26 protein-coding genes and 3 pseudogenes are annotated in these 26,184 nt (G+C 67.2%); 14 read left to right on the top strand and 15 right to left on the bottom strand.

Annotation, left to right across the window (positions count from 1 at the left end):
• The first annotated feature begins 116 nt into the window (after positions 1 to 116).
• Positions 117 to 1,712, top strand: coding sequence for an isocitrate lyase (locus ACSJDS_RS07975; RefSeq protein ID WP_473032802.1), 1,596 nt, complete (start codon positions 117 to 119; stop codon positions 1,710 to 1,712).
• A gap of 238 nt (positions 1,713 to 1,950) precedes the next feature.
• A complete protein-coding gene (locus ACSJDS_RS07970) occupies positions 1,951 to 2,418 on the top strand; it encodes an outer membrane lipoprotein (protein WP_473032801.1) in 468 nt (155 codons plus the stop codon).
• A gap of 92 nt (positions 2,419 to 2,510) precedes the next feature.
• Here the strand turns inward: ACSJDS_RS07970 and ACSJDS_RS07965 are convergent, their stop codons facing one another.
• On the bottom strand, positions 2,511 to 2,795 hold the full coding sequence (locus ACSJDS_RS07965; protein WP_473032800.1) for a hypothetical protein: 285 nt from the start codon (positions 2,793 to 2,795) through the stop codon (positions 2,511 to 2,513).
• 212 nt (positions 2,796 to 3,007) lie between these two features.
• Between ACSJDS_RS07965 and ACSJDS_RS07960 the strand changes: the two genes are divergently transcribed.
• Positions 3,008 to 3,490, top strand: a complete 483-nt coding sequence (locus ACSJDS_RS07960; RefSeq protein ID WP_473032799.1) for an FKBP-type peptidyl-prolyl cis-trans isomerase — start codon at positions 3,008 to 3,010, stop codon at positions 3,488 to 3,490.
• A 67-nt stretch (positions 3,491 to 3,557) separates the two neighbouring features.
• Here the strand turns inward: ACSJDS_RS07960 and ACSJDS_RS07955 are convergent.
• Positions 3,558 to 5,773, bottom strand: a pseudogene (locus ACSJDS_RS07955) (FAD-dependent oxidoreductase).
• Between the two features lie 282 nt (positions 5,774 to 6,055).
• Between ACSJDS_RS07955 and msrA the strand changes: the two are divergent.
• Positions 6,056 to 6,544: a peptide-methionine (S)-S-oxide reductase MsrA gene (gene msrA / locus ACSJDS_RS07950; RefSeq protein WP_473032797.1), complete on the top strand. Its 489-nt coding sequence runs from the start codon at positions 6,056 to 6,058 to the stop codon at positions 6,542 to 6,544.
• Here the strand turns inward: msrA and ACSJDS_RS07945 are convergent.
• Positions 6,518 to 7,717, bottom strand: coding sequence for an MFS transporter (locus ACSJDS_RS07945; protein ID WP_473032796.1), 1,200 nt, complete (start codon positions 7,715 to 7,717; stop codon positions 6,518 to 6,520). The genes msrA and ACSJDS_RS07945 overlap by 27 nt on opposite strands.
• 243 nt (positions 7,718 to 7,960) lie before the next feature.
• Between ACSJDS_RS07945 and ACSJDS_RS07940 the strand changes: the two genes are divergently transcribed.
• Entirely contained in the window at positions 7,961 to 8,848 is an 888-nt protein-coding gene (locus tag ACSJDS_RS07940; RefSeq protein WP_473032795.1) for a LysR family transcriptional regulator, read from the top strand.
• A gap of 2 nt (positions 8,849 to 8,850) precedes the next feature.
• Here the strand turns inward: ACSJDS_RS07940 and ACSJDS_RS07935 are convergent, their stop codons facing one another.
• From ACSJDS_RS07935 to ACSJDS_RS07920, 4 genes are all read right to left on the bottom strand, one after another.
• Positions 8,851 to 9,435: a C40 family peptidase gene (locus tag ACSJDS_RS07935; RefSeq protein ID WP_473034995.1), complete on the bottom strand. Its 585-nt coding sequence runs from the start codon at positions 9,433 to 9,435 to the stop codon at positions 8,851 to 8,853.
• A 505-nt stretch (positions 9,436 to 9,940) separates the two neighbouring features.
• The gene (locus tag ACSJDS_RS07930) at positions 9,941 to 11,314 is read right to left on the bottom strand and encodes a DUF1266 domain-containing protein (RefSeq protein WP_473032794.1); all 1,374 of its coding nucleotides are present in this window, start codon (positions 11,312 to 11,314) and stop codon (positions 9,941 to 9,943) included.
• Positions 11,223 to 12,068: a DUF1266 domain-containing protein gene (locus tag ACSJDS_RS07925; RefSeq protein WP_473032793.1), complete on the bottom strand. Its 846-nt coding sequence runs from the start codon at positions 12,066 to 12,068 to the stop codon at positions 11,223 to 11,225. The genes ACSJDS_RS07930 and ACSJDS_RS07925 overlap by 92 nt, the downstream gene beginning before the upstream one ends.
• Positions 12,065 to 12,496, bottom strand: coding sequence for a hypothetical protein (locus ACSJDS_RS07920; RefSeq protein WP_473032792.1), 432 nt, complete (start codon positions 12,494 to 12,496; stop codon positions 12,065 to 12,067). The genes ACSJDS_RS07925 and ACSJDS_RS07920 overlap by 4 nt, the downstream gene beginning before the upstream one ends.
• A 243-nt stretch (positions 12,497 to 12,739) precedes the next feature.
• Here ACSJDS_RS07920 and ACSJDS_RS07915 point away from each other — a divergent pair.
• From ACSJDS_RS07915 to ACSJDS_RS07895, 5 genes and pseudogenes are all read left to right on the top strand, one after another.
• A pseudogene (locus tag ACSJDS_RS07915) lies at positions 12,740 to 12,892 on the top strand (NAD-dependent succinate-semialdehyde dehydrogenase); the annotation flags it as partial.
• Between the two features lie 33 nt (positions 12,893 to 12,925).
• The gene (gene gabT / locus ACSJDS_RS07910) at positions 12,926 to 14,224 is read left to right on the top strand and encodes a 4-aminobutyrate--2-oxoglutarate transaminase (RefSeq protein WP_473032791.1); all 1,299 of its coding nucleotides are present in this window, start codon (positions 12,926 to 12,928) and stop codon (positions 14,222 to 14,224) included.
• A gap of 200 nt (positions 14,225 to 14,424) precedes the next feature.
• The gene (locus ACSJDS_RS07905; RefSeq protein WP_473032790.1) at positions 14,425 to 14,658 is read left to right on the top strand and encodes a hypothetical protein; all 234 of its coding nucleotides are present in this window, start codon (positions 14,425 to 14,427) and stop codon (positions 14,656 to 14,658) included.
• Positions 14,655 to 14,933: a hypothetical protein gene (locus ACSJDS_RS07900; RefSeq protein WP_473032789.1), complete on the top strand. Its 279-nt coding sequence runs from the start codon at positions 14,655 to 14,657 to the stop codon at positions 14,931 to 14,933. The genes ACSJDS_RS07905 and ACSJDS_RS07900 overlap by 4 nt, the downstream gene beginning before the upstream one ends.
• Positions 14,930 to 15,097, top strand: coding sequence for a hypothetical protein (locus ACSJDS_RS07895; protein ID WP_473032788.1), 168 nt, complete (start codon positions 14,930 to 14,932; stop codon positions 15,095 to 15,097). The genes ACSJDS_RS07900 and ACSJDS_RS07895 overlap by 4 nt, the downstream gene beginning before the upstream one ends.
• A gap of 70 nt (positions 15,098 to 15,167) precedes the next feature.
• Here the strand turns inward: ACSJDS_RS07895 and ACSJDS_RS07890 are convergent, their stop codons facing one another.
• Both ACSJDS_RS07890 and ACSJDS_RS07885 read right to left on the bottom strand, forming a co-directional pair.
• Complete coding sequence (locus ACSJDS_RS07890) at positions 15,168 to 15,410, bottom strand: GlsB/YeaQ/YmgE family stress response membrane protein (protein ID WP_473032787.1); 243 nt, start codon at positions 15,408 to 15,410, stop codon at positions 15,168 to 15,170.
• 82 nt (positions 15,411 to 15,492) lie between these two features.
• Positions 15,493 to 16,038: a DUF924 family protein gene (locus tag ACSJDS_RS07885; RefSeq protein ID WP_473034994.1), complete on the bottom strand. Its 546-nt coding sequence runs from the start codon at positions 16,036 to 16,038 to the stop codon at positions 15,493 to 15,495.
• A 115-nt stretch (positions 16,039 to 16,153) separates the two neighbouring features.
• Between ACSJDS_RS07885 and ACSJDS_RS07880 the strand changes: the two genes are divergently transcribed.
• The 4 genes from ACSJDS_RS07880 to ACSJDS_RS07865 are packed head-to-tail and all read left to right on the top strand — an operon-like array spanning position 16,154 to position 19,358.
• Positions 16,154 to 16,339: a hypothetical protein gene (locus ACSJDS_RS07880; RefSeq protein WP_473032786.1), complete on the top strand. Its 186-nt coding sequence runs from the start codon at positions 16,154 to 16,156 to the stop codon at positions 16,337 to 16,339.
• A 38-nt stretch (positions 16,340 to 16,377) separates the two neighbouring features.
• Positions 16,378 to 17,769 (top strand): YcjX family GTP-binding protein, encoded by a 1,392-nt coding sequence (locus ACSJDS_RS07875; RefSeq protein WP_473032785.1) that lies wholly within the window; start codon positions 16,378 to 16,380, stop codon positions 17,767 to 17,769.
• Positions 17,766 to 18,869: a TIGR01620 family protein gene (locus ACSJDS_RS07870; RefSeq protein WP_473032784.1), complete on the top strand. Its 1,104-nt coding sequence runs from the start codon at positions 17,766 to 17,768 to the stop codon at positions 18,867 to 18,869. Before ACSJDS_RS07875 ends, ACSJDS_RS07870 begins: the two co-directional genes overlap by 4 nt.
• A gap of 48 nt (positions 18,870 to 18,917) precedes the next feature.
• Positions 18,918 to 19,358: a universal stress protein gene (locus ACSJDS_RS07865; RefSeq protein ID WP_473032783.1), complete on the top strand. Its 441-nt coding sequence runs from the start codon at positions 18,918 to 18,920 to the stop codon at positions 19,356 to 19,358.
• A gap of 48 nt (positions 19,359 to 19,406) precedes the next feature.
• On the opposite strand, the gene ACSJDS_RS07860 is transcribed toward ACSJDS_RS07865, so the two are convergent.
• The 6 genes and pseudogenes from ACSJDS_RS07860 to ACSJDS_RS07835 all read right to left on the bottom strand — a co-directional run bounded on the left by ACSJDS_RS07860 (position 19,407) and on the right by ACSJDS_RS07835 (position 26,032).
• A complete protein-coding gene (locus ACSJDS_RS07860) occupies positions 19,407 to 20,528 on the bottom strand; it encodes an ABC transporter ATP-binding protein (protein WP_473032782.1) in 1,122 nt (373 codons plus the stop codon).
• A gap of 27 nt (positions 20,529 to 20,555) precedes the next feature.
• Entirely contained in the window at positions 20,556 to 21,434 is an 879-nt protein-coding gene (locus ACSJDS_RS07855) for a carbohydrate ABC transporter permease (RefSeq protein ID WP_473032781.1), read from the bottom strand.
• Positions 21,427 to 22,359 (bottom strand): carbohydrate ABC transporter permease, encoded by a 933-nt coding sequence (locus tag ACSJDS_RS07850; RefSeq protein WP_473032780.1) that lies wholly within the window; start codon positions 22,357 to 22,359, stop codon positions 21,427 to 21,429. The genes ACSJDS_RS07855 and ACSJDS_RS07850 overlap by 8 nt, the downstream gene beginning before the upstream one ends.
• 81 nt (positions 22,360 to 22,440) lie before the next feature.
• Positions 22,441 to 23,700 carry an ABC transporter substrate-binding protein gene (locus ACSJDS_RS07845; protein ID WP_473032779.1) on the bottom strand — a complete coding sequence of 420 codons (1,260 nt, stop codon included), beginning with the start codon at positions 23,698 to 23,700 and terminating at the stop codon, positions 22,441 to 22,443.
• A gap of 111 nt (positions 23,701 to 23,811) precedes the next feature.
• Positions 23,812 to 25,214 (bottom strand): annotated as a pseudogene (locus ACSJDS_RS07840) (ATP-binding protein).
• Positions 25,215 to 25,297: 83 nt separating this feature from the next.
• Entirely contained in the window at positions 25,298 to 26,032 is a 735-nt protein-coding gene (locus ACSJDS_RS07835) for a response regulator (protein WP_473032778.1), read from the bottom strand.
• Between the last annotated feature and the right edge of the window lie 152 nt (positions 26,033 to 26,184).

Raw genomic sequence — 26,184 nt, 5'->3', positions numbered from 1 at the left:
CGCAGCATGACCGGCGACACGCCCGTCGATGCCGCAGGCGACCGGCAGGCCAGCAGTGCGCCGCAGCGCGGCGGCCCAAGGCTGACGACTACACCTCAGATCGGAAGGATGGTTCCATGTCATACAAAGACGATATCAAGGCACTGGCTCAACTGCGTGAAGCCCAGCAGGGCAAATGGGCCGACATCAGCCCCGAGAACGCCGCCCGTCTGCGTGCCCAGAACCGCTTCAAGACCGGCCTGGACATCGCCAAGTACACCGCCAAGATCATGCGCGACGACATGGCCGCCTATGACGCCGACACCGCCCAGTACACCCAGTCGCTGGGCTGCTGGCACGGCTTCATCGGCCAGCAGAAGATGATCTCCATCAAGAAGCACTTCGGCGAGACCAAGCGCCGCTACCTCTACCTCTCCGGCTGGATGGTCGCCGCCCTGCGCAGCGAATTCGGCCCGCTGCCCGACCAGTCCATGCACGAGAAAACCACCGTGCCGAGCCTGATCGAGGAGCTCTACACCTTCCTGCGCCAGGCCGACGCCTGGGAGCTGAACCACCTGTTCCGCGACCTGGAAGCGGCTCAGAAGGCGGGTGACACTGCCAAGGCGGAAGAGCTGATCGCCAAGATCGATAATCACGAGACCCACGTGGTGCCGATCATCGCCGACATCGACGCCGGTTTCGGCAACGCCGAGGCCACCTACCTGCTGGCCAAGAAGATGATCGAGGCGGGCGCCTGCTGCATCCAGATCGAGAACCAGGTCTCCGACGAGAAGCAGTGCGGCCACCAGGACGGCAAGGTCACCGTGCCCCACGAGGACTTCCTGGCCAAGATCAACGCCGTGCGCTACGCCTTCCTGGAGCTGGGCGTGGACGATGGTGTCATCGTCGCCCGCACCGACTCCCTGGGCGCCGGCCTGACCCAGAAGATCGCCGTCACCAACGAGCCGGGTGACTTGGGCGACCAGTACAACAGCTTCCTGGACGGCGACGAGATCACCTCGGCTTCCGACATCGACAACGGCGACGTGGTGATCAAGCAGAACGGCAAGCTGGTCAAGGTCAAGCGCCTGGCCTCCGGCCTCTACCAGTTCAAGCCGGGCACCGGTGAAGACCGCGTGGTGCTGGACTGCATCACCAGCCTGCAGAACGGCGCCGATCTGCTGTGGATCGAGACCGAGAAGCCCCACGTCGGCCAGATCGCCGCCATGGTCAACCGCATCCGCGAGGTCTGCCCGGACGCCAAGCTGGTCTACAACAACTCGCCCTCCTTCAACTGGACCCTGAACTTCCGCCAGCAGGTGTTCGACGCCTGGCAGCAGGAAGGCAAGGATGTCAGCGAGTACGACCGTGCCGACCTGATGAATGAGAAGTATGACAGCACCGAGCTGGCGGCCCTGGCCGACGAGTGGACCCGCAACTTCCAGCGCGACGGCGCCCGCGAGGCCGGCATCTTCCACCACCTGATCACGCTGCCGACCTACCACACTGCCGCGCTGTCCACCGACAACCTGGCCAAGGGCTACTTCGGCGACGAGGGCATGCTGGCCTACGTGGCAGGCGTCCAGCGCCGCGAGATCCGCGAGGGCATCGCCACCGTCAAGCACCAGGACATGGCCGGCTCCAACATCGGCGACGACCACAAGGAGTTCTTCCACGGCGACGCGGCCCTCAAGGCCGGTGGCAAGGACAACACCATGAACCAGTTTGGCTGACATGGCCTGGCGGTAGAACGACTGGAACCCTTGGGGAGGCGCAGGCCTCCCCCTTTTTGTCTGGGCAGCTTGCACATTGTTTGTCGGCTTGGCCACTACACTGAGGGCACCCAAACGCCGCAGGCTGGTCAAACTCTGCATGACTGGTTAAGCTGATTAACAAACAGCGTTCCGTTATCTAATGCCGTTGCCTTACCCTGCCCTGGGCAGCATCGGCTCCATGCTCCAGGAGGTTTTCATGAAGCGTCTACTCCCCGTGCTGGCCGTTGGCCTGCTGACCCTGGCCGGCTGTGCCAACACCGCCCCCTTCGGTGGCGATGTCTATCGTGGTAGCCAGGCCCAGACCGGCCAGCAGGTCACCTTCGGCACCATCACCGCCCTTCGTCAGGTGCAGATCCAGGCCGACAGCCGCCTGGGCGGTGCCATCGGCACCGGGGGCGGCGCGGTGATCGGTGGCCTGCTGGGCAGCCAGGTAGGCGGTGGCTCCGGGCGTCAGCTGGCCACTGCCGCCGGTGTCATCGGCGGTGCCGTGGCCGGCAGCGCCATCGAGGAATCCGCCAACCGCGTGGCTGCCTGGGAAATGGAGATTCGCCGTGACGACGGCCAGAACATCGTGGTGGTCCAGAAGGCTGACCGCCAGTTCCAGACCGGCCAGCGCGTCCGCATGATCGGCAGCGGCAACAACCTTACCGTCGCACCCTACTGAGCACCGTCGTTCACGCCAGCCATGAACCAGAAGGCCCGCGGCGAATGCCGCGGGCCTTTTGATGTGGGGAGTCGGTGAGCGCCTGGGACGGCTCAGTGAAAGTTCGTCCGATCCATTGCCCAGTTGGCGAGCTTCTTGCCGACCAGCGCCACGAGGCCAATCAGGATCACGGTCAGCAGGATATCCACCGGGCGCACCAGGGTAGTGGCGCCCAGCACGCCCAGCGCCAGGCTCCACACCAGCCGATTGTCGCCGTGGGACTTCATCACCGCCGGCAACATCTTGTCGACACCGCGGCTGACACTGCTCTCCCAGCGGGTGTAGCAGAAGAAAACGATTGCGGCGAAAGCGATCAGCCAAAGCACAATCTCGATCATGGGACTCTCCATGGAAGGGTTGAGGGAAGCATTGCGAAAAATCGAATCCCGCTAGGGTAGCCGCAGGCCCTCGGTGGCGCAACCGCGCCAAAAGGCGTGAATATCCCTCAGGAGCCGCCGCGGGAATCCTGAAAATTCTCGCATCCCCCTGACAGGCCCCGGGGCGGCACGTTACCATGCTCTCTTACATGCACTCACCGAAAGGTTCATCAATGCAGATTGCGCAGAATTCCGTTGTCGCGTTCCACTACACCCTGACCAACGACGCAGGTGAAGTGCTGGACAGCTCGGAAGGCCGCCAGCCGCTGACCTACCTGCACGGCGCCGGCAACATCATTCCGGGCCTTGAAAAAGAGCTGGAGGGCCACGAAGCGGGCGAGAAGCTTAACGTCTCCGTGTCACCGGAAGAAGGCTACGGCGAGGTGCAGCCGCAGCTGGTGCAGGAAGTCCCGCGTGATGCCTTCCAGGGCGTCGAGTCCGTGGAGCCCGGCATGCAGTTCCAGGCCCAGACCCAGGGCGGCCCGCTGATGGTCACCGTGACCCAGGTGGAAGGCGATACCGTTACCGTCGACGGCAACCATCCGCTGGCCGGTCAGAAGCTCAACTTCGACGTCGAGATCGCCGAGGTGCGCGAAGCCAGCCAGGAAGAGATCGAGCATGGCCACGTGCACGGCGAGGGCGGCGTCGAGCACTGAGCCGCCGGCCCGGTCCACGAGTCACCCAGGGGCAGCCATCGGCTGCCCCTTTCTGTTGGCCTTCCGCTCAGCTACGAGCCGCTGACCGGTGCGGCTGCACTCCACGCTGGCGACGCCCGCGCCGGCGCCAGGCGAAGTAGCGCGCCAGCCAGCCCAGCAGCCGTTCGGGCTTGTGGGCATTTTTCCACACCCCGGCCGTGGCCTTGACCGCCTCGGACCAGGTCGGATAGGGGTGAACGGTGCCCAGCAGCTTGTTGAGGCCGATCCCGTGGGTCATGGCCAGGGTGAACTCGGCCAGCATCTCGCCGGCAGCGTGGCCGACGATGGCGGCCCCCAGGATGCGGTCCTTGCCGGGCACTGTCAGCACCTTGATGAAGCCTTCGGTCTGCCCTTCCGCAATGGCGCGATCCAGCTCGGCCAGCGCATAGCGGGTCACCTCATAGTCGATGCCTTGCTCGCGCGCCTCTCGCTCGTTGAGTCCCACCCGGGCCACTTCCGGGTCGGTAAAGGTCACCGCCGGCAGTGCCCGGTAGCCGACCCGGAACCGCTTCAACTCGCCGAACAGGGCGTTGACCGTGGCATGCCAGGCCTGGTGGGCGCTGGCGTGGGTCAGCTGGAACGGACCCGCCACGTCGCCGCAGGCCCAGACATTCGGCAGCACGCTCTGCAGGGTCTCGTCCACCGCCAGGGTGCCGTCATCGCGGGTCTCGACGCCCAGCGCCTCCAGCCCCATGCCGGTCACGTTGGCCTGGCGCCCCACCGCCACCAGCAGGCGGTCGAAGGCGAGTCGCTCCTCTCTCGGTTCGCCGGCGGGGCTGCGCCGCTCCACGACCAGCTCACCGGCGCCGCCCTCGCCGGCCTCGACCCGCAGCGCGCGGGTCTCCAGCCACAGCGACAGCCCCTCGGCTTCCAGGCGGCGGCGCAGCGCCTCGGCCACCTCCTCATCCTCTCGGGGCAGCAGCTGGCTGCCCATCTCCACCAGGCTGACCCGACTGCCCAGACGGGAGAAACTCTGCCCCAGCTCGCAGCCTATGGGGCCGCCACCCAGCACGATCAGCCGCCCCGGCAAGCTCTCCAGCTGCCAGAGGTTGTCCGAGGTGAGCACCTCGACGGCCTCCATACCGGGCAGTGACGGCAGCCGCGGCCGCGCCCCACTGGCAATGATCACATGGCGGGTGGTGACCAGGCGCGAGGCACCGCTCGCATCGGTCACGCGCACCCGCCAGGGGTCCTCGAGCACCGCCGAGCCGCCCATTACCTCCACGCCCAGCCCTTCATAGCGTTCACGACTGTCGTGAGGCTCCACCTCACGGATGGCGCCCTGCACATGGGCCATCACGGTGGGGAAGTCCACCCGGGCTCCCCGGCCTGGATACCGAATCGTCCGGCGCCGCGCACCTCGTTGGCCAGACGTGCCGCCCGAATCAGCGCCTTGGAGGGCACGCAGCCGGTATTGAGACAGTCACCGCCCAGCCGGTCGCGCTCGACCAGCGCCACCTTCGCCTTCACCGCCGCCGCGATATAGCTGGCAACCAGCCCCGCCGAGCCGCCGCCGATCACCACGATGTCGTGCTCGAAAGCGTCGGGACGGTCATAGCGCTTGGCCAACCGGCGGCGCTTGGCCAGCGCCACCCCGGCCCTGGCCAGCCAGGGGAAGAGGCCAATCAGCACGAAGGAGCCGATCAGTCCCGGCGAGAGAATGCCGGAGAGCGACTCCAGGTTGCCCAGCTCGCGGCCGGCATTCACGAACACTGCCGTCCCCGGCAGCATGCCCAGCTGACTGACCCAGTAAAAGGTCCACAGCCGCATCCGCGTCAGCCCCAGCACCAGGTTGATGACAAAGAAGGGAAACAGCGGGATCAGCCGCAGGGTGAAGAGGTAGAAGGCGCCTTCCCGCCGAATGCCGGCGTTGATACGCTCGAGCTGGGGAGCGAAGCGCCGCTCCAGCGGCCCCCGCGCCAGGGTCCGGGCAATCAGCGCGGCCAGGGTCGCGCCCAGGGCACTGGCGAAGGAGATGATCAACAGACCCCAGCCCAGCCCGAACAGCGCCCCGCCCAGTACCGTCATCAGGGTGGCACCGGGCAGCGAGAGCGCCGCCATGACCACGTAGAGAATGAAGAAACCGCCGACCACCGTAACGGGGTCGTCGGCCAGCCAGGCCTGGAAGCGAGCCTGCTCGTCCTTGAGATTGCTCAGGGTCAGCGCCTGATCGGCCCCGCTGAGGAAGAAGGCCGCCACGGCCAGGGCAATGATCGCCGCCAGAAACAGACGTCGCTTGGTCACGTAATTCACTCCTTGTTGACGCCGCGTCGCGGACGTCCGGTCGTTGAGGTCCCCTTGCGTCGGCGCCCTGCCGCTATCCTTACAGGGGGAACCCGAACCGCTTGACACCATCAAAACTACCACCTTTGCCCAACGAGGACTGCCCATGGCCCGCATATCCTGGAGTCTCGCCCTGCTGCTCTCGCTGGGGCTGGCCGACGCCGCCGCAGACGAGACGAGCGCCCCGCCCAGGCGATATTCGGCGGTGGCTGTTTCTGGTGCGTTGAGGAGGCCTTCGACCAGGTGCCCGGCGTGCTGGCCACTACCTCGGGCTTCAGCGGCGGGCACGTCGAGAACCCCAGCTACAATCAGGTCGTGGCGGGCGGCACCGGGCACGCCGAGGTGGTCAAGGTGGAATACGACCCCGAGCGCGTCGACTACGAGACCCTGCTCTACGTGTTCTGGCGCAATATCGATCCCTTCGCGGTGAATCGCCAGTTCTGCGATGCCGGCGAGGCCTATCGCAGCGCGATCTTCTACACCGGCGACGACGAACGCGCCCTGGCCGAGGCCACCCGCACTGCGCTGGCCGAGCGCTTCGAACGCGATATCGCCACCGAGATCAACGCCTTCGAGGCCTTCTACCCGGCCGAGGAGTATCACCAGGATTACTATCGCAAGAACCCGGTGCGCTACCAGTACTACAAGGCGGCCTGCGGCCGCGAGCGTCGGCTGGAAGCCGTGTGGGGCGACGAAGCCGGCGGCCTAGACCGGCTGCGCGCGCGCCATTGAGCGCTCGCCGTGCCATAGCCAGGCGGCGATGCCCAGGGTCACTCCCAGCAGCAGCCAGGAGGCCAGCGCCACCCCCGGCCAGCCGCCCCACTGCCAGAACGGTTCCAGCCAGGCGCTGCCAAGACTCGCCCCCAGGTAATAGAACACCAGGTAGAGCGCCGAGGCGCTGCCCCTGGCCCGCTGTGCATGACGCCCCACCCAGCTGGAGGCCATGGAGTGGGCGAGGAAGAAACCGAAGGCGTTGACGGTCAGCCCGATGAGGATCCAGACAAGCGATGCCGACAGCGTGATCAGGGTGCCCCCCATCAGGATCAGGATCCCCAGCATCATGCACGCCGGCTGCCCAATTCGGGCGGCCAGCCGCCCGGAGAGCGTTGAGCCCAGGGTACCGCCCAGGTAGGTCAGGAAAATCAGCCCCAGCCAGCGGGTCCCCAGGCCGAAGGGGGCCTCGGCCAGGCGAAAGGTGATGTAGCTGTACTGATTGATGAAGATCAGGAAGTTGATGCCGCCCAGCAGGTAGGCGGCCAGCAGCAGCGGATGGCGCAGATGCCCGCCCAGGTCGGCCAGCGCGCCGCGCAGCTCGAAACGCCGCGGCGTGAACGCCTGGGCGCTGGGCAGCAGCTTCCAGAACAGCACCACGCCCACCAGCGTGACCAGCCCCGCGGAGAGAAAGCCCGCCGAGGCACCGCCCCACTCCCCCGCCGCACCGCCGATCAGGCGTCCGCCGATGCCGCCCAGGGTATTGGCACCGATATAGAGCCCCACCGCGGTGAGCAGGGCCGGCCGCTCGAACTCGTCGCCCATCCAGGCGATGGCTACCGCCGGTAGCCCGCCCAGCAGGAATCCCTGCAGCAAGCGGAGCGCCAACAGGCTTTCGAAGTTGGGGGCAAAGGCGAGCGCTAGCGAGCAAAGCCCCGTTGCCAGCAGGGTGATGCGCATGATGGCCCCGCGGCCAATGGCATCCGACAGCGGCCCAAAGACCAACAGCGCCGCGGCCAGGGCCAGGGTCGACACCGACATGATCAGACTCACGCCCAGCGTCGAGACCCCATAGACCTCGCGCAGCGCCGGCAGCAGCGGCTGCGGCGCATAGAGATTGATGAAAACCAGAAAGGAGCCCAGACAAAGGGCCAGGGTGGCGCGCCACCAGGCGCGGGTATTTGCTTCGATCATCGTGCCCTCCTCTTGGAAAACACTGCACAAATATCTGCGCGGGCAAATCGCTGCGTTGCGCGGTGCTCGCAGTCCTCACCTATACCGCATAGGCTCCGGCTCCTGCGCTCCGTGCGCCTTGCGCTTCACTCCGCTCGCCGATTTGTTCAGCGTTTCCCTTGGCAGGGCATGATCGCGCGGGCAGAATAATAAGCCAAACAGAATAACCAGATTACTTCCATCTGTTTTACTTATGGTGATGCCGTGTCCTTGCCGTTCGATCTCCGTACGCTGCGCGTCTTTGCCACGGTGGCCCAGCGGGGCGGGTTCAGCGCCGCCGCCCGGGAACTACACGTGGCCCAGTCGGCGATCAGCCAGACCATCGCCAATCTGGAGCGCCGCCTGGAACTGACGCTCTTCCATCGCCACGAACGACGCATCAGCCTGACGCCCGAGGGGCAGACCCTGCTGGAACATGCTCAGGAACTGCTGGAACGTGCCGATGCGGCTCATCTGGCCATGCGCGAGCTGCACGGCCTGGTCAAGGGCGAGGTGCGCATCGGCATTCCCTCGATGCTCGGCTCCTACTACTTTCCGCCGCTGCTGATGGGGTTCAAGGCCCAGCATCCGGGGATTCGCTTGACCGTGGTGGAGGCCGGCGCCCGCCGGCTGCAGCGCATGATCGCCGACGGCGAGCTGGATCTGGGCGTGGTGATCGATGATGACCAGAGCCGCCATATGACGCGTCGGCACCTGGTCAGTGAGGAGATGGTGGTCTGCGTGCCGGTGGACCACCCCTTTGCGCAGCGCGACGGCATCAGCCCGGAGGAGTTCTTCGGCGAACCCCTAGTGCTCTTCCAGGACGGCTACTTCCACCGCGAATTCGTCGAGGCCCTGGCGCGCCAGACCGGCCTGGCTGCCAACGTCGCCTTTCAATCGAACCTGATTCCGCTGACCAAGGCAATCGTGCGCCAAGGCTTCGGCATCACCACTTTCCTGCGCCGCGTCGTGGATGAACCGGAGCTGGCGGCGGTCTCCTTCGACCCGCCCACCTGGCTCTCGCTGTCGCTGGCCTGGGCCCGGGACGGCTACCTCTCCCGGGCGGAGCGCGCCTTCGTCGACTTCGTGATCGCCCATCGCGGTGCGCTTTGACGCTAGCCCTCGCCCACCAGCGCGACCCGCTGCGCCAGCAGGGCCGGCGCCAAGGCGCGGCGCGCCTGCCAGTAGTGACGCTGCCAATAGGCGTTATCCAGCGCCGAGAGCATCACGCCCTGAGAAGTGGAGGCATGGAGGAAGTAGCCGTCACCGACATAGATGCCCACGTGATCGTAGGGGCCCGGAGGCCGAAAGAAGACCAGATCGCCGGCCTGCAGCTGGTCTCGTGATACCACCTCTCCCTGATGCACCTGTTCGCCGGTGGAGCGCGGCAGCTCGACGCGGAAGGTGTCGCGGAAGACGTTCTGCACCAGGGCGGAGCAGTCGATTCCCCGCTCGCTGGTACCGCCCAGCCGATAGGGGGTACCCGACCAGCGCTGGTGCTGGCCCAGCAGCGCCTGACGGATCAGCGAGGGGGGCGGATGGTGCAGGCCGTTGGCCTCTACGATGGGATTGTCCACCGGCGACATCATGGGACGCCAGGAGGCCGGCAACCCCGGCAGGGTGCGAGCAAAATACTCGCCGGGCGTCTGCATCAAGGATGAAGCGGTGCCGGCGCAGCCGGCCAGCGGCACCAGCAACATGACCACAAGGACGACACGATGCAATCGGTTTACAGCCATCTTAGCGAGACCCTCATTCCCTGAGCCGCACGTGGCCGTGTGCAAGCAGCGCCTGCATCATCGGCCTGCGTTGGGTCGCTGTGGCAGTGGTGCGATGGACGCCCGAACCACTGCCACAGCAGCCTGTCGGCGGCTAGCCGGTGGCGAAAGGTCCCTAGGAGCCTGCCGGACTTAACGCTGATCTGCTATGAAACCCGGGCTTTCGGCCAATTTCATTCGATCTGATTTGTGAAATAGCGCGCTATTCGCCTCATCAGTTCGATCAACTTGTCTCGAAATCCGTGTTCCTCGCGACGATCGGTCAAATCAGACAGGCTCCTCGCGGGACCCCGTATCAGCAAACCTGCTGAATATAAGTCAGATTTTCTCCTGAGGCGAGAGGCTAGCCCGTTTAATGGGCTCTTCGCAGACTGGCGTGAAGTGGCTCAGTGGGAGGGAGCTTCAGCTCGCGAAGTAGCGCAAAGCGCTACCCATGGGGCGGGGCGCCTGCGGCGCCTTCGCCCGGCAGAGCCGGCCTCCCACCATAAAGCCTGCGAAACATGTTCACGCTAAAGTGCGAAGAACCGCTCAATGCAGCGTGCGCGTATCCCCGGGCAGAGTGTCGATATGCATCGGCGCCCAGTGACGGGGCCGAGCCCCGGGAAATCCAGGCTCGCCCAGGGCCCCGCCAGCGGCGGAGCGCCGGACAGCCAGGCCACCAGCGCCTGGCGAAAGCCGGCCAGAAAAGCATCGCGCTCGGCGTCTCCCCCATGAAGAACGAGAAGCCGGCATACAGGCCTCGCGCGTAGGCTTCCCAGCCGCCGTAGTGTGCCGCGGCCAGGGCATGGGCACGCTCCAGCACCGTCCCAAAGGCCGCGGCATCCAGCCAGCCCAGCTGACGTCCGGCAATGGCCAGGTCAACGGCCTGAGCCAGGTCCCAGGCGGTCATGTCGAGCTCGTTGCAGCCATCCTCGTTGTCGCGCACCCGCTCGAGTCGAAGCCGGTGATTACGCTCCTCCTCACTGCTGTCGCCGGACTCGAGAATGGCAATCTCCGCGGCAAGCCGCTGTTCGTTGAGGGTGTAAGGCGCGTAGTTGACCTGGTAATCCTGGCGATCCCCCACCTCGAGCAGGAAATCGAGAAACTCGACAAGCTCCGCTCGACTCTGGAAGCCGTAGTGGCCGTCGACCCAGTCACGGATCGACACCGCCTCGCGCTCGCTCTCCCGATGCGGCTCGCTCCATACCGGACTGTTGAGTGGCCCGACCAGCGCCATGGCGGTAAAGCGCGATAGGGTGGGACGCGTTCCCGGCTCCTGCCACTCGCCGGTGCGCCAGTCCAACCAGTGGAAGGGACTGCCGGGATCTTCGAGGTGCCAGCGGATCTCGGCCACCAGCGGCGGCTGCTCGGCCTCGGGGAGCAGGGCCTCCCACTGGGACCAGGCCTCCAGCAGACGCCGCGCATCGGGATAGAAGCGGCATAGGGTGCCACGCAGGGCGTCGGCGAGAACCTCCAGCGCCGCGGCATCGAAGGCCTGACTGTCCGTGGCCATCTGCAGGTAGAAGGCGTACTTCTCGGCCATGTGAATGGTTGCCGCATGGCGGCTGGCGTGGCGCAGCGCGGCGAGGCGCTCGCGTTCGGCCTGGTCGGGGCGGCCGAACGGCGTCTCGGCCGGCGGCAGGGCGTCGTGGGCGGCATCCGCTGCCAGCTGGTTGAGGTGATGCGCCTGGGCCGGCAGCCAGTAGCGGGCCAGCGCCTCGACGCCCTCGTCAGGGTGCAGCTCGAGAGTCTCGTCGAGATAGCGCAGGGCGTCGTCGCGCCGCTCGGGGGCACCGACACCTCCGCCCCTGGCGGGTGGCAAGCTCGGGTTCGCGCACCGAGGCCAGCGCCAGCACCCAGTGACGCGGCGAGCGGCGCCACTCGGCCATGGCGTGACGCGACGCCTCGCGCTCGTCGTGGCCAAGCAGATCCTGCAGGGCCACGCGCCAGGGACTCACCGGCGAGTGCAGCAGCAGCCGCCAGTCGGCCTCCAGCGAGGCGAGCCGGTTGCGTCCCTCGAAGAGACTCCGCCCGCGCTGGTAGGCGCGCACCAGCGCCAGCCAGTCGCTGTAGCGACGCTGGATCAGGTCCGCGCCGTGGGTGGCAAAGTCGCGCGCCTCCTTCTCGCTTAGCCATCCGGCGCAGGCACCGGCCCAGGCCAGGTCGATCAGCCGCAGCCAATCCCAGGCGGCCCACTCCAGCGGCTCGCCCCGATCCAAGAACGTCAGCAGCACCTGCCCGTAGGCCTGCTCCGCTCCCTCGAGGGCGTCGAACCACTCCCGTCGAGCGGCGGCATCGGCGCCCAGCAGGCGAGTGGCGTCCAGGTCCCACCCCTGGCGATGCCCCTGGCCGGCCAGCCACAGCAGGCTGCGCAGCAGCTCTTCACGACTCTCGATCCGCCACACCTCCCCCAGCCAGGCCTCGACGTCACGCCAGTCGCCGGCCCCCGCCGGCAGGGCAATCACCGGGGCGAAGGCGGCGCGCAGTCGCCAGGCACGCTCCCCGCTCGCCTCGGGCCAGAGGTGCAGATCCCGCCGCTGCCGGGCCACCCACTCGGCGATGCGCTCCCAGGTCACCCCTTCCCCTCGTGCTCGAGGGCGGCCAGTGCCTCACAGGCCTCACCGAAGCCATCGTCGCCGTGCACCCAGCCCACGGCACTGCGTGCATGGAGCAGCGCCTCGAGCCAGGCATCCAGGTCGCGGTAGCCAGCGGTAATTTCATCGGTCAACCGCAGCGCCCAGTCATGCACACGGCGCTCCGGCAGCCAGCCGGCGGCTCCGGCCAGCGCCAGGAGTTCCAGCGCCGACAGCAGGGCCGCAGGGTCTGGGCTGCCGGCCCCGAAGGCCTCGACCAGCCGCCAGCCGAGCTCACCGCGCTCGGCCACGCCCAGCTCCACCAACCTGGCGGCGGCCGCATCGGCTTCGACGGCCAGGGGTTCCGGCTCGAAGGCCCAGTCACACAGCACCAGCTGCTGGGCCCACCAGGCTTTCAGGGGATCGATCAAGGCTCACCTCGACGTTCGGCCACAGGAAAAGGGGGCATGGCCCTGCCATGCCCGGGAAACGGCGCCTAGTGTAGCCGAAAGCGCCGCCAAGGCCGATGGGGAGAGGGTGGAAAAACTGCCCCGCGCATCGGACGAGCTCCAGTCCTCCCCGGGGCTGGCCGAGGGGACCGGAGGGCGGCGGATAACCGCAGAAAGCGCGGCGCCGACTTCCCGGCGCCATCGCGGGCATCGCATGACATGCCGGAGGGTGGCAGGGTAGCGGTCGATGCAGGCATTCTGTCGGCAGGGCTGGCGCCCTTCGGCGGCGTCAAGGAGCCGAGCCCGGAGCGGGAAGGGCCACACCGCGGCCCGGATGAGTGCACTGAACTAGACTACGTCTGTGTCGGCGGACTCTGACCGCTAGCCAATCGCTTTTTCCAAGGAGGCATCATGAACAACGCACAGCTCAACGAACTCAAGCAGCGCTATGTCGCCAGCGGTGCGGCCAGCCCGGCCACTCAGTTTGCCGACCGTGCCGAGAACGCCCTGGTCTGGGACGCCGACGGCAATCGCATCATCGACTTCGCCGGCGGCATCGGCGTGCTCAACATTGGCCACCGCCACCCCAAGGTGGTCGAAGCGGTCAAGGCCCAGCTGGACAAGGTGATGCACACCTGCCAGACGGTGATGCCGTATGAGGGCTACGTGAAGGTGGCCGAGAAGCTCAGCCAGGTCACTCCGGTGCGCGGCCATGCCAAGGTCATGCTGGCCAACTCCGGCGCCGAGGCCTTGGAGAACGCCGTCAAGGTGGCTCGCGCCGCCACCGGCAAGAACAACGTGATCTGCTTCGACGGCGGCTACCACGGCCGTACCTTCATGACCATGGCCATGAACGGCAAGGTCGCCCCCTACGCCACCGACTTCGGCAGCATGCCCGGCAACGTCTTCCGCGCCCCCTACCCCGTGCCCTACCACGGAGTGAGCGAGGACGAGGCCCTGCGCGGCCTGAAGATGGCCCTCAAGACCGACGCCAATCCCAAGGACACCGCGGCCATCGTCCTCGAGCCGGTGCTTGGCGAAGGCGGTTTCTATCCCGCCCCGGCAAGCTTTCTCAAGGCGATTCGCGAGCTCTGCGACGAGCACGGCATGCTGATGATCATCGATGAGGTGCAATCCGGCTTCGGGCGCACCGGCAAGCTGTTCGCCATCGAGCACAGCGGCGTGGAGCCCGACATCATCACCATGGCCAAGAGCATGGCCGACGGCATGCCGATCTCTGCCGTGGTGGGCACCGACAAGCACATGGACGCCTCGGGCCCCAACTCCCTGGGCGGCACCTACACCGGCAGCCCCACCGCCTGTGCCGCGGCCCTGGCGGTGCTCGAAGTCTTCGAGGAGGAGAACATCCTGGGCAAGAGCCAGGCCCTGGGCGACAAGCTGGCCAAGCGCTTCGCCCAGTGGCAGCAGGACTTCGACTGCGTGGATAACGGCCGCAACATGGGCGCCATGGCCGCCATCGACCTGGTCTCCGACAAGGCCAACCACACGCCGGACGCCGACCTGGCCGGCGCGCTGTGCAAGAAGGCGCGCGAGAAGGGCCTGATCCTGCTCTCCTGCGGCCTCTACGGCAACACCATTCGCTTCCTGATGCCGGTGACTATCGAGGACGAGGTGCTGGAGGAAGGCCTGGGCATCATCGAGGAGAGCCTCAAGGAGTTGGTCGGCAGCCAGGCCGCCGCCAGCGCCTGATACGCCGCTGCCCCACCCTGGGCCATACCCCAGCGCCTACCACCGCCCGGCCCCGGCCGGGCGGTGTCATGCCTGCCACCTTGGTCTCACTCAAGTTTGACGCCCGGCGGTCGATAGCGCCTTGGTGCCGCACAGAGAAGGCACCGGGCAGAGGCAGAATGCCTGGCCCGCCACGCAGAGGAACATCCAAGGACATGGCAATGAAAAAGACGATGGCCGCCGGCCTGGCAAGCGCGATGATCGCCTTGGGAGCCGGTCAGGCCCAAGCCAACGATGGCCGCTTCACCCTGGGGGTGCTGGCCGGCACCACCGGCGTAGGCGCCGATGTTTCCTGGCGCTTTCACGAGCGCCTGGGCGTCTCGGCCCGCTACACCGGCGGACTGGACTGGACGGCGACTTCGATACCGACGACGTCGACTATGACGGCGACGTGAGCCTCTCGGCCGGCAAGCTGGGCCTGGACGTCTACCCCTTCGCGGGGCGCTTCTACCTCACCGCCGGCATCATGCTGCCCGACATGGCGGCCAACGTCACCGGCCGCGCCAAGGGCAACGAAAGCTTCGAATTCAACGGTACAACCTACCAGGCCAGCGATGTCGGCAGCCTGCAGGGCAAGCTGACCATCGCCGACGGGTCCAGCCCTACGCCGGCCTGGGCTGGCGCAGCTCCCACCGCAGCGGCTTCGGGGTCTTCTCGGAGCTGGGCGTGATGGCCACCAATATCGACGTCTCGCTGAGCTCCAGCAATGACTTCGAGGGCCAGAGCGACGAATTTCGCCGCGATCTGCGCCGCGAGGAGCAGCGCCTGAAGGACGACGCCGACCAGCTGCCGTTCTATCCGGTGGCGGTGCTGGGGGTCTCCTACACCTTCTGAGCCCAGCGACGGGACTCGGGGATCTCCCCGCTCGGCTCGGGCATGGCCCGGGCCGAGGCGCAGGCGGCCGCTACGCCTCCCGCACCTTGCTGATCACCCACAGCAGCAGCACGGCCCCGACGATGGCGGTGACCAGTGAGCCGAGGAAGTTGCCCGCCTGCAGCCCCAGCAGGCTGAACAGGAAGCCGCCGACCACCGCACCGACGATTCCCACCCCGATATTGCCGAACAGCCCGAAGCCGCCGCCGCGCATGATATGGCCGGCGATCCAGCCGGCCAGGCCTCCGATGATCAACCAGGCAATCACTCCCATCTTGCGCTCCTTGTGTCGATGAATCGGCTACCCGTGCGATGGTGCCCGGCGCCCGTGATCGGGTAAAGCGATTTAGCGGGACTCAGAACCCCGAACCGGGTTGGGCGAGAAACGCTTCTTCTTCTGGCGTCGAGTCGCGCCCGAGGATGGCGTTGCGGTGCGGATAGCGGCCGAAGCGCAGCAGGATATCGCGATGGCGGTGCTCGAACCGCAGGTTCTCCTCCATGCCCGGCTGGTCGAACAGGCGCAGCGCCTCGTCATGGATGCGCAACGACTCGCTGTGCATATAGGGCATGTAGAGAAACACCCGCTGCGTCACGTCAAGCTCACGGTCGGCCCCTTGCGCCACGGCCTCCTGGGCCAGTGCCAGCGCCACGGTGTCCTGGGCGAAGGCCTCGGGCCGGTCCCGAAACAGGTGGCGGGAGAACTGGTCGAGCACCAGGATCTCGGCCAGCCGCCCCGCCGGGGAGGCCCGCCAACCCCACAGCTCTGCCGCCGCCGCTGCGCGATGCGTCTCCAGAAAGCGCTCGCGTATCCGGGCATCGAGGGCGGCGTCTTTGCGAAACCACTGCGCCGGCTCCAGCTCCTTGAACCAGAAGTCGAGCAGCGCATCGGCGGTCGTCGGCATATCGGCCATGATCGGCTCCTGTGGCATAGGGTCGGATCGCATCGGGCATCCTGATATCATGAGCTTAACAGCGTCCATCCAGGCCCAGTAGCCCCAACGCAGCCCAGGAGCCGGCATGCCCCTCCAAGAACTGATGGAAATGGCCATCTTTCTCTTCAATCTGACGGGACTCGCGATCTGTCTTATCGGCCTGACGTTGGCCCAGCGCATGCGCCACCGCTGGCCGGGCTATACCCTGGCGGCCGGCGGCTTCGCCGTCGCCGCCTCCCCGCTGTTCTATCAGATGCTGGCCGCTGGCTGAGGCCATGCTGCCCATCGCTCCCGCTCAGGATACGCGCCATGCGCCAGCCGCTGACCCGAGAACTGACCAGCCTGCTCGAACGCGGCCGCGACCGCCAGCTGCGCCTGGCAGTCACCGGCCTGTCGCGCTCCGGCAAGACCGCCTTTCTCACCTCGCTGGTCAACCAGCTTCGCCACGCCGGCCTCGAGGCCCGCCTGGACCTGATGCCGGCCGCCCGCGAGGGACGCCTGCTGGGGGCACGTCGGGTCAGCCAGCCGGATCTGGGCGTGCCACGCTTCCCCTACGACCAGGCCATGGCATCGCTGGACGCCGACCCGCCGCGCTGGCCGGCGCCCACCCGGGGCATCAGCGAGCTGCGGCTGTCGATTCGCTACCGCCCGGCGCGCCGCGGCCTGCTGCGCAGCGACACCGCCGAACTCGCCCTGGATCTGTTCGACTACCCCGGGGAGTGGCTGCTCGACCTGCCCCTGCTGGACCATGACTATGCCAGCTGGAGCCGCGCCATGCTGGCCAGCGCCGGCGAGCAGCGCCGCGCCCTGCTCGCCGACTGGCAGGACGCCGCCACCGAACTCGACCCCGCCGCCGAGGCCGATGAAGCCCGGCTCGCCGAGATTGCCCAGCGCTATGCCGAGAGCCTGCGGGCGGCACGGGAGGCCGGTTTCGCCAATCTCCAACCGGGACGCTTCCTGCTGCCCGGCGACCTGGAGGGCGCGCCGGTGCTGCAGTTCTTCCCGCTGCCGGCAATCCTCGACGCCGACGCGGCCGAGCTGTCCCGCCTGCCCGCCGACAGCGTCTACGCCACCCTGGCCGCGCGCTTTCACCACTATCAGCAGCATATCGTCCGCCCCTTCTATCGCGACCACTTCCGCCGCTTCGACCGCCAGATCGTGCTGGTGGATGTGCTCGGCGCCCTCAACGCCGGTCCGGAGCGCTTCGAGGACCTCGGCCAGGCGCTGGGCACCCTGATGCAGAGCTTCGACTACGGCAAACGCAGCCTGCTGTCGCGTCTGTTCGCCCCGCGCATCGACCGCCTGGCCATCGCCGCCACCAAGGCCGATCATGTCACCCCCGAGCAGCACCCGGCGCTGACCGAGCTGCTCGAGGCAATGCTGGCCGAGCCGCTCAAGGACCTGCGCTACGCCGACGTGCCGGTCAAGGCGTTGTCGCTGGCGGCGATTCGTGCCACCGAGGCCCGTGAAGTGGTCCACCAGAGCGAGCGCTCACCGGCGCTGCGTGGCACCACCCTGACGGGCGAAGAGGTGCTGGTGTTTCCCGGCGAAGTGCCGGCCCGCCTGCCAGCGGCCGAGTTCTGGGCCCGCCAGGGCTTCGATTTCCGCGCCTTCCGCCCCGCCCCGCGGGAAGGTGGCGCCCTGCCGCACATCCGCCTGGATGCAGCGCTGGACTGGCTGATCGGAGACAAGCTGCGATGAGCGACCCCAACCCCCATCCTCCCGGGACCCGCGTCCGGGGCGCCGCTTCACCCTCGAGACGCCACCGCCCGAGGCCGCCGGCGATAGCCCGCGTCCGGGCCGCGATCTTCGCCACCGACCTTCCCTCCCAGCCGGCCAGGAGCAGCGCCACCGCCTCTGCCGAGGCGGCCCTTGACGCAAGCCTGGGCCGGCCGCGCAAGCGCCGCTGGGGCCTGCTGGCACTGCTCGGCGGCGGCCTCGCACTGGGTACGCTAGAGCTTGCCCTGCGCCTGCCGGGCGCGGTCAGCGGCGGCGACTGGCTGGCCGGCGGCTGGAGCCTGCTGGGGCTGGCGGCCATCATCCTGGGCGGCGCAGCGATGCTGCGCGAAGGCTGGCGACTGCGGCGGCTCAAGCGCCACGACGCGCTGCGCCAGCGTCTGGCCGCGCTGCCCCAGGCCGATGCCGGAGAAGCACTGGCGCTGGCCCGCTCCCTCAAGCGTCAGCTCAGGCTCGACGACGATCATCCCCACTGGCAGGCCTTCCTCGCCGCCCGCCAGCCGCACCATACGGGAGACGACCTGCGTCTGCTGCTGGCGCACCACCTCCTCGCTCCCCGTGACCGCGCGGCAAGACGGCTGATCTCACGGATGTCCGGCGAAACCGCGGTGATGGTCGCGGTGAGCCCCCTGACCCTGGTCGACATGGCGCTGGTGGCCTGGCGTAACCTGGCAATGATCGACCGCCTGTGCCATCTCTACGGGCTGGAGCTGGGCTATGCCAGCCGCCTGCGCCTGCTGCGTGCCGTGCTCTACAACATGGCCTTCGCCGGGGCCACTGAAATGGCCAGCGAAGCGGGCATGGAGCTGCTCTCGCTCAACCTGGCCGGGCGCCTGTCGACCCGGGCCGGCCAGGGGCTGGGCATCGGCCTGCTAAGCGCCCGCCTGGGTCTGAAGACTCAGCGCCTGACGCGCCCTCTCGACTTCGAGACCAGCGATGCGCCGCGCATCGCCGACCTGCGCGCCGAGCTCTGGCAGCAGCTGCGCCGCCTGGACACCCAGGAGGGCGCCCCCAGCCACGCGATTCTTGACGCGGGTCATGACACCGACAGCGCAAGGGACTAGGCTCGAAGGAACGCAACCCACCCTCAACAACGCAACAGGACAATGCCCATGTTCAACTCCATCCTGGTTCCCGTCGACGGCTCAGAGCACGCCCAGAAGGCACTTTCCGTGGCCTGCCAGCTGGCCAACCAGGCCGATGCGACCCTGCATCTGCTGCATATCCCCGAGGAGCTCTCCCACGAGACGACGCTGGTGTGGGGGATCGGGGCCATCGCCATCGAGGCCTCCCGTCAGGAGCGCGAGGACGTCGGCAAGCAGGTCGTCGAGAAGGCGGCCGAGGCCGCCCGCCAGCAGGGCGCCAGCAAGATCGAGACGGTCATCGGCCAGGGTGACCCGGCCCGCACCATCATCAGCGAGGCACGCAAGCGCGGCGTCGACGCCATCGTCATGGGCAGCCGCGGCCTCAGCGATCTGAAGGGCTTCGTGGTGGGCAGCGTCTCCCACAAGGTCAGCCACGCCGCCAGCTGCTCGGTGATCACCGTGCGCTAAGTCATTCCGCTGCCGACCGCCCGTGCGGTCGGCAGTCTTGCAGCGGTATCAGGCCAGGCGCCGCTCGCTCTCGCTGTCGAACAGCACTGCGCGCCCCATATCGATACGCAGCGCCAACCGCTCTCCAGCCCTTACCCGGCACTTGGGGCCGACCCGTGCCGTCGCCTCTCCCCCGCCCAGCTTCAGCTGCAACAGGATATCCGCCCCGGTGGGTTCCACCACGCTGATAAGAGGCGTGAGCAGCACCCCCTCGGCGTATTCGCTGAGCCGGGCATCATCCTCCGCAAAGTGCTCCGGTCGCAGGCCCAGGATCACCTGACGCCCTGCCTGACCCGCCATGGCCGGCGTCACCCTGTCCCGCGGCCAGGGCAGCAGCAACGAGGGCTGGTCCGGCGTATCCACCCGCACCCGGTACTCCCCCGCCTCGTCCTCCAACGTGGCGGTAATGAAGTTCATCGACGGCGAGCCCATGAAACCGGCGACGAAGATATCCACCGGATCGTTGTAGACCTCGTCGGGCGTGCCGAGCTGCAGGATACGACCGTCGCGCATCACCGCGATGCAGTCGGCCAGCGTCATGGCCTCGATCTGGTCGTGGGTGACGTAGACGATGGTAGTGCCCAGACGCTGGTGAAGCTTCTTGATCTCGGTGCGCATGTCCACGCGCAGCTTGGCATCCAGGTTGGAGAGCGGCTCGTCGAACAGATAGACCTTGGGCTCGCGGGCCAGGGCGCGCCCCATGGCGACGCGCTGACGCTGTCCGCCGGAGAGCTGCGAAGGCTTGCGCTCGAGCAGGTGCGAGATCTGCAGCAGGTCGGCCACCCGCTCCACCGCCGCCTCGCGCTCGGCCTTGGACACCTTGCGCATCTCCAGGCCGAAGCTGATGTTGCCGCGCACCGTCATGCTGGGATATAGCGCGTAGGATTGGAACACCATCGCGATGTCGCGCTCCGCCGGGGTCTGCCAGGTGACGTCCTCGCCGGCAATGCGAATTTCACCGGAAGTGACCGGCTCGAGCCCGGCGATGGCGTTCATCAGCGTCGACTTGCCGCAGCCCGAAGGCCCCACCAGGATCAAGAACTCCCCCGAATCGATGGCTAGGCTGACGTCCTTGAGCACCTGCTCGCTGCCGAAGTCCTTGCAGACGTTGTGGATTTCCAGAGCTGCCATGTCAGTAACCTCTTGTTGTTCAGATGCTCAGCCTTTGACCGAGCCTGCCGTGAGCCCACGGACGAAATATTTACCCGCCAGTACGTAGACGATCAGCGTCGGCAGGGCGGCAATCATGGCCGCCGCCATGTCGACGTTGTACTCGCGCACCCCGGTGGAGGTGTTGACCAGATTATTGAGCGCCACCGTCACCGGCTGGGTGTCGTGGGCCGAGAAGGCCACGCCGAACAGGAAGTCGTTCCAGATCTGGGTAAACTGCCAGATCACCGAGACCACGATGATCGGCGCCGACACCGGCAGCAGGATGCGCCAGAAGATGCGGAAGAAGCCGGCCCCGTCGAGCTTGGCCGCTGCCACCAGCTCGGTGGGCACCGCCACGTAGAAGTTGCGGAAAAACAGCGTGGTGAAGGCGATGCCGAAGGTCACGTGGACCAGGATCAGCCCCGCCCGGGAGCTCGACAGCCCCAGCCAGCCCAGCGTCTGCGCCATGGGAAGCAGCACCACCTGGAAGGGAATGAAGCAGCCGAACAGCATCAGGGCGAAGAGCAGCTCCGAGCCCTTGAAGCGCCACTTGGTCAGGGCGTAGCCGTTGAGCGCGCCGATGATGGTGGAGATCAGCACCGCGGGCACGACGATGGCGATGGAGTTGAAGAAGTAGACACCCACGCCCTCACAGCGCATTCCCGTGCAGGCTTCGCCCCAGGCCTTGGCCCAGGGCGCCAGGGTCGGCTCCCGGGGCAGCGAGAGCAGCGTGCCAGGGGTGATCTCGGCCAGCGGCTTGACCGAGGTGATCAGCATCACCGCCAGCGGCAGCAGATAGAACAGCGCGGCCAGCAGCAGCACGGCGTAGAGAGCAAACCGGCCCAGCCGGGCGCCGACGGTGCGACGACGAATGACGTTATCCATGGCGGCGGTTCCTCAGCTCGGAGTAGAGGTAGGGAATCAGGATCGCCAGCACGCCGCCCAGCATCAGCATGGCGCTGGCCGAGCCCAGGCCGATCTGCGCCCGGGTGAAGGCATGGGCGTACATGAAGGTGGCCGGCAGGTCGGAGGCGTAGCCAGGACCGCCGCCGGTGAGCGCCACCACCAGATCGAAGCTCTTGATGGCGATGTGGGAGAGAATCATCACCGCACTGAACACCACCGGGCGCAGGCAGGGAATCACCACGCGCCAGTAGATGCGCGCCAGGCTGGCCCCGTCGAGCTGGGCGGCCTTGAGGATGCTGTCGTCAATACCGCGCAGCCCGGCGAGAAACAGTGCCATGACGAAGCCCGAGGCCTGCCACACTGCCGCGATCACCAGGGTGTAGACGGCCATGTCCGGGTCGATCAGCCAGTCGAAGCGGAAGTTCTCGAAGCCCCAGCCGCGCACCATGGCCTGAATGCCGAGCCCAGGGTTGAGCAGCCACTTCCACACCACCCCGGTGACGATGAACGACAGCGCCATGGGGTAGAGGTAGATCGTGCGCAGCGCGCCCTCCTGGCGGATGCGCTGGTCGAGCAGGATGGCCAGCAGCAACCCCAGCGCCAGGCAAATCGCCACGAACAGCCCGCCGAACACCACTAGGTTGGTGGAGGCCACCCACCAGCGGTCGTTGGCCATCAGCCGCGCATACTGGGCGAAGCCGACGAACTCATAGCTGGGCAGCATGCGCGAGTTGGTCAGCGAGAGAATGAAGGTCCACAGCATGAAGCCGTAGACGAAGAACAGCGAAATGGCGATTGAGGGCGCCAGCACCAGCTTGGGTAGCCAGGCCTGGAGCCGGCCGGAGTGGCTGCGCCGGAAGCCGGCACCGTTGGCGGGGGGCGCCACGGAACTAGACAGGGACATAGCGGGAAACCTCGGGCGTGAGCGGCGTGGCACTGGGGCCAGACCTGAAGGACTCAGGCCCGGCCCAACGTCAGGCTGGAATTACAAGGCGGCCTGGGCGGCATTGACCATGCGCCTGGCGGCTTCTTCGGCGGCCATGTCACGCGCGTTGAAGTAGTTGGTCACCACGTCGAAGATCGCACCCTGAACATCGGCACGAACGGCCATGCCATGGGCCATGCTGGGCACCAGGCCACCCTCTTCGGCGGTACGCTGGAAGTCGTCCATGGACTGCTGGGCGCAGGCGTCGAATTCGCTCATGTCCAGGTCGGGACGGGCGGGAATCGAGCCCTTGGCCAGGTTAAAGGCTTGCTGGAAGGTGGGCTCCAGGACCAGGCGTGCCAGGGCCTGCTGCGCCTCGCGCTCTGCCCCTTCGACGCGGAACATGGCCAGGCTGTCGATATTGAACGTGAAGGCATCCTGGGTGCCCGGTGCCGCTGCGCAGAGGTAGTCCTCGCCGGAGGTGAGCCCGGCGGCGGTGAACTCGCCCTTGGCCCAGTCGCCCATCAGCTGCATGCCGGCATCGCCGTTGATCACCATGGAGGTGGCGATGTTCCAGTCGCGGCCCGGCATGTCGTCGTCCATCAGCCCGCGCAGGCGCTTGAAGGTCTCCAGTGCCTCGACCATCTGCTGGCTGCCCAACGCCTCTTCATCGAGCTCGACCAGCGCGCGCTGATAGAACTCGATGCCCGCGCTGGCCAGCAGCACGCTTTCGAAGACGGTGGCGTCCTGCCAGGCCTGGCCGCCGTGGGCCAGCGGGATGTAGCCCGCCTCGCGAATCGCCTCGCCAACGGCGAACAGTTCGTCGAGGCTGGTCGGCATCTCGACACCGGCGGCCTCGAGCACCCCCGGATTGGCCCACAGCCAGTTAACCCGATGTACATTGACCGGCACCGCCACATAGCTGCCGTTGTGGCGCATCACCTCGGCCACCGTGGGCGGCAGCAGCGCGTTCCAGCCTTCGGCCTCGGCCACCTCGTCGAGTTCGCCAAGCAGACCGAGCTCGCCCCACTCCTGGATCTCGGGCCCCTTGATCTGGGCCGCCGATGGCGGGTTGCCGGACATGGCACGTGACTTGAGCACGGTCATGGCGGTCTCGCCACCGCCGCCGGCCACGGCAAAATCCTGCCAGCCGAAGCCTTCGGCCTCCATCAGCTCCTTGAGCACATTGGCCGCGCGGGCTTCGCCGCCGGAGGTCCACCAGTGCAGCACCTCCACTTCGCCGGCATTGGCGCTCCCCAGTGCCAGGGTGGCGGCCAGCGAAGTGGCCATGACCAGCGGGGTCTTCTTGAACGAGTACATCGGCATGCTCCTGCTGTTGTTATCGAGCCCGGTTACAACCAGGTATTCGTAACGTTAACCGAGAGCTGCCGCCGGCAGGGTTACCTACTTCTGCAAAGTATTGGCGCTATATTACAACGGCGTAACATCCCGGGGACGCGGCAGCGTCAGGGTGACCTCGAGACCGCCTTCGGGATGGTTGTCCAGCACCAGTTCGCCGCCCAGCGCCCGGACGATATGACGCGCGATGCCGAGGCCCAGGCCACTACCCCCGGTGTTGCGGCTGCGTGAGGGTTCGAGTCGCACAAACGGCGAAAACACCCGTTCGAGCTGGGCCTCAGGAATGCCCGGGCCATGATCGCGGATGCGGATCGTGAGCTGCCGGGGGAGTCACTCAGCGTGACATCGGCCCTCTTGCCGTAGAACACCGCGTTTTCCACCAAGTTGGCCAGGCAACGCTTGAAGGCCAGCGGCTTGACCGACACCGGCGCGGCATCGCCCATGACCGTCACCCTGCCCCCCTGCAAGGCCAGCTCCTCGGCCAGCTCTTCCAGCATTTCACGGGGGCTCAGCGCCTCCACCGGCTCATGCAGATCGAACCCCTTGACCGACGCCAGCGCCCCCTTGACCAGCAGATCGAGTTCGTCGAGCGAGGCGCAGAAGCGCTCGCGCTGGAGCGGGTCGTCAAGCATCTCGGCACGCAGGCGCAGTCGGGTGATCGGGGTCTTGAGATCGTGGGAGATGGCCGAGAACAGGCGCTCGCGCTCATCGACCTGTTCGCGGATGCGCTCCTGCATGCGGTTGAAGGCCGCCGCGGTGGCAGCGACCTCACGCGGCCCCGTCTCGCGCAGCGGTGGGGCATCGAGGTCGCGCCCCAACTGGCGTGCCGCCCTCCCCAGCCTCGCCAGGGGCCGGGTGGCGCTGCGAATGCCCACCAGTGACAGTCCCAGCACGGTAAGCAGCACGATCAGGCCCGCCAGCAGCCGCTCCCTGGAGAGCCAGGGGTTCTCGACCAGCAGGTCGGGCACCGGCAGCAGCGTGGCCACATAGAGCCAGGCGCCAGGTTCGAGCTCGAGCTGCACCACCAGGATCGGCGGCGACAGCGGCTCCAGCAGCAGGCTGTGCTGCCCCCAACGTGCCGGCAGGTCGTGCAGCAGCACCTCGTTGTTGAAGACACGCAGGGTCTCGGGACGCGAGAACTCGACGACCACCTCGTCGAGATTGAGTTCTTGGGCCAGCACGGCCTGGAAGTTGTCCACCACCATCCGCTTGGCCGCACCGGCCCCGACATCCTCGATGCCGATACGTCGCTCGTTGACGCTAACGAAGAAGCGCGTGCCGCCCATGTCACGCAGCTGGTCGAGGACGATATGCCGGTACTCATAGGGCAGCGAGCGGAAGAAGCGCACGGTGGAGGCCACGCTGAAGGCGACGTTGTTGGAGAGCTCATCGAGCTGCTCGAGCTGGCTCGTGCGCACCTGAGTGGTCCAGATGGCGTAGCTGGCGAGCTGCGCCCCTAGCACCCCGACTACCATGATCAGCACGAAGCGCCCACTCAGGCTACCGGGCAAGCAGCGGGCCCAGCGGCGACGCAACCGTCGCCAGCGCTCCCCTTCGCTCACGGCAGCGCTTCCACTGGGCAGGTGAGCACGTAGCCGGCACCGCGCACGGTGCGGATCAGCTGCGAGTGCTGGGCATCCTTGCCGAGGCGCTGGCGCAAGCGACAGACGTGCACGTCGATGGAGCGATCCAGCGGCGGCGCCGTGCGGCCACGGGTGAACTCGAACAGTTCCTCGCGGGAGAGCACACGACCGGGATGCTCAAGGAACACCTGCAGCAGTTGGAAGTCGGCGCCGGACAGGGCGCACCGCTCGCCCGCAGCGTCGATCAACTCACGGGTCATGCGATCAAGTCGCCACTCGCCGAACGACACCAGGCGGGCCTCAGCGGGGTCGCACGACGCCGCGACCGGGGCACGGGTACGGGTACGGCGCAGCACAGCCTTGATGCGCGCCAACAGCTCGCGGGGATTGAAAGGCTTGCCCAGGTAGTCGTCGGCGCCCAGTTCCAGCCCGAGAATGCGATCGGTCTCGTCGGCGCTGGCGGTGAGCATGATGATCGGCACCTCGCTGTCGCGGCGCACCTTGCGACAGATAGTGAAGCCGTCATCGCCGGGCAGCATAATATCGACAATGAGCAGGTCGGGCGCTTCGCTTGCCAACAGGCGATGCAGCGCCTCAGCATCCTCGGCGGCCAGGGCACGATAGCCGTGGCGCCCCAGGTAGTCGACCAGCAGTTCGCGGATTTCGGGGTCGTCGTCGACCACGATAAGAGTGGCGGGTGTTGTCGTCATCGTTTTCCGATGGCAGAGGCGATGCCGGGGCAGCGCCGTGAATCGTTGTCGTTATGGGCTCGATGATGGGCATGCATGAGCGGCTCGGCAAGGGATCCTAGACCAACGTCGCAATGCGCACCCGACCATCCTGAGCCCTCTCGCCCACGGGC

The organism is Halomonas sp. SL18_1, from assembly GCF_055755715.1.
Note: the sequence above shows the minus strand (reverse complement) of the source record. Positions and strands in the feature narration are given on the sequence as shown.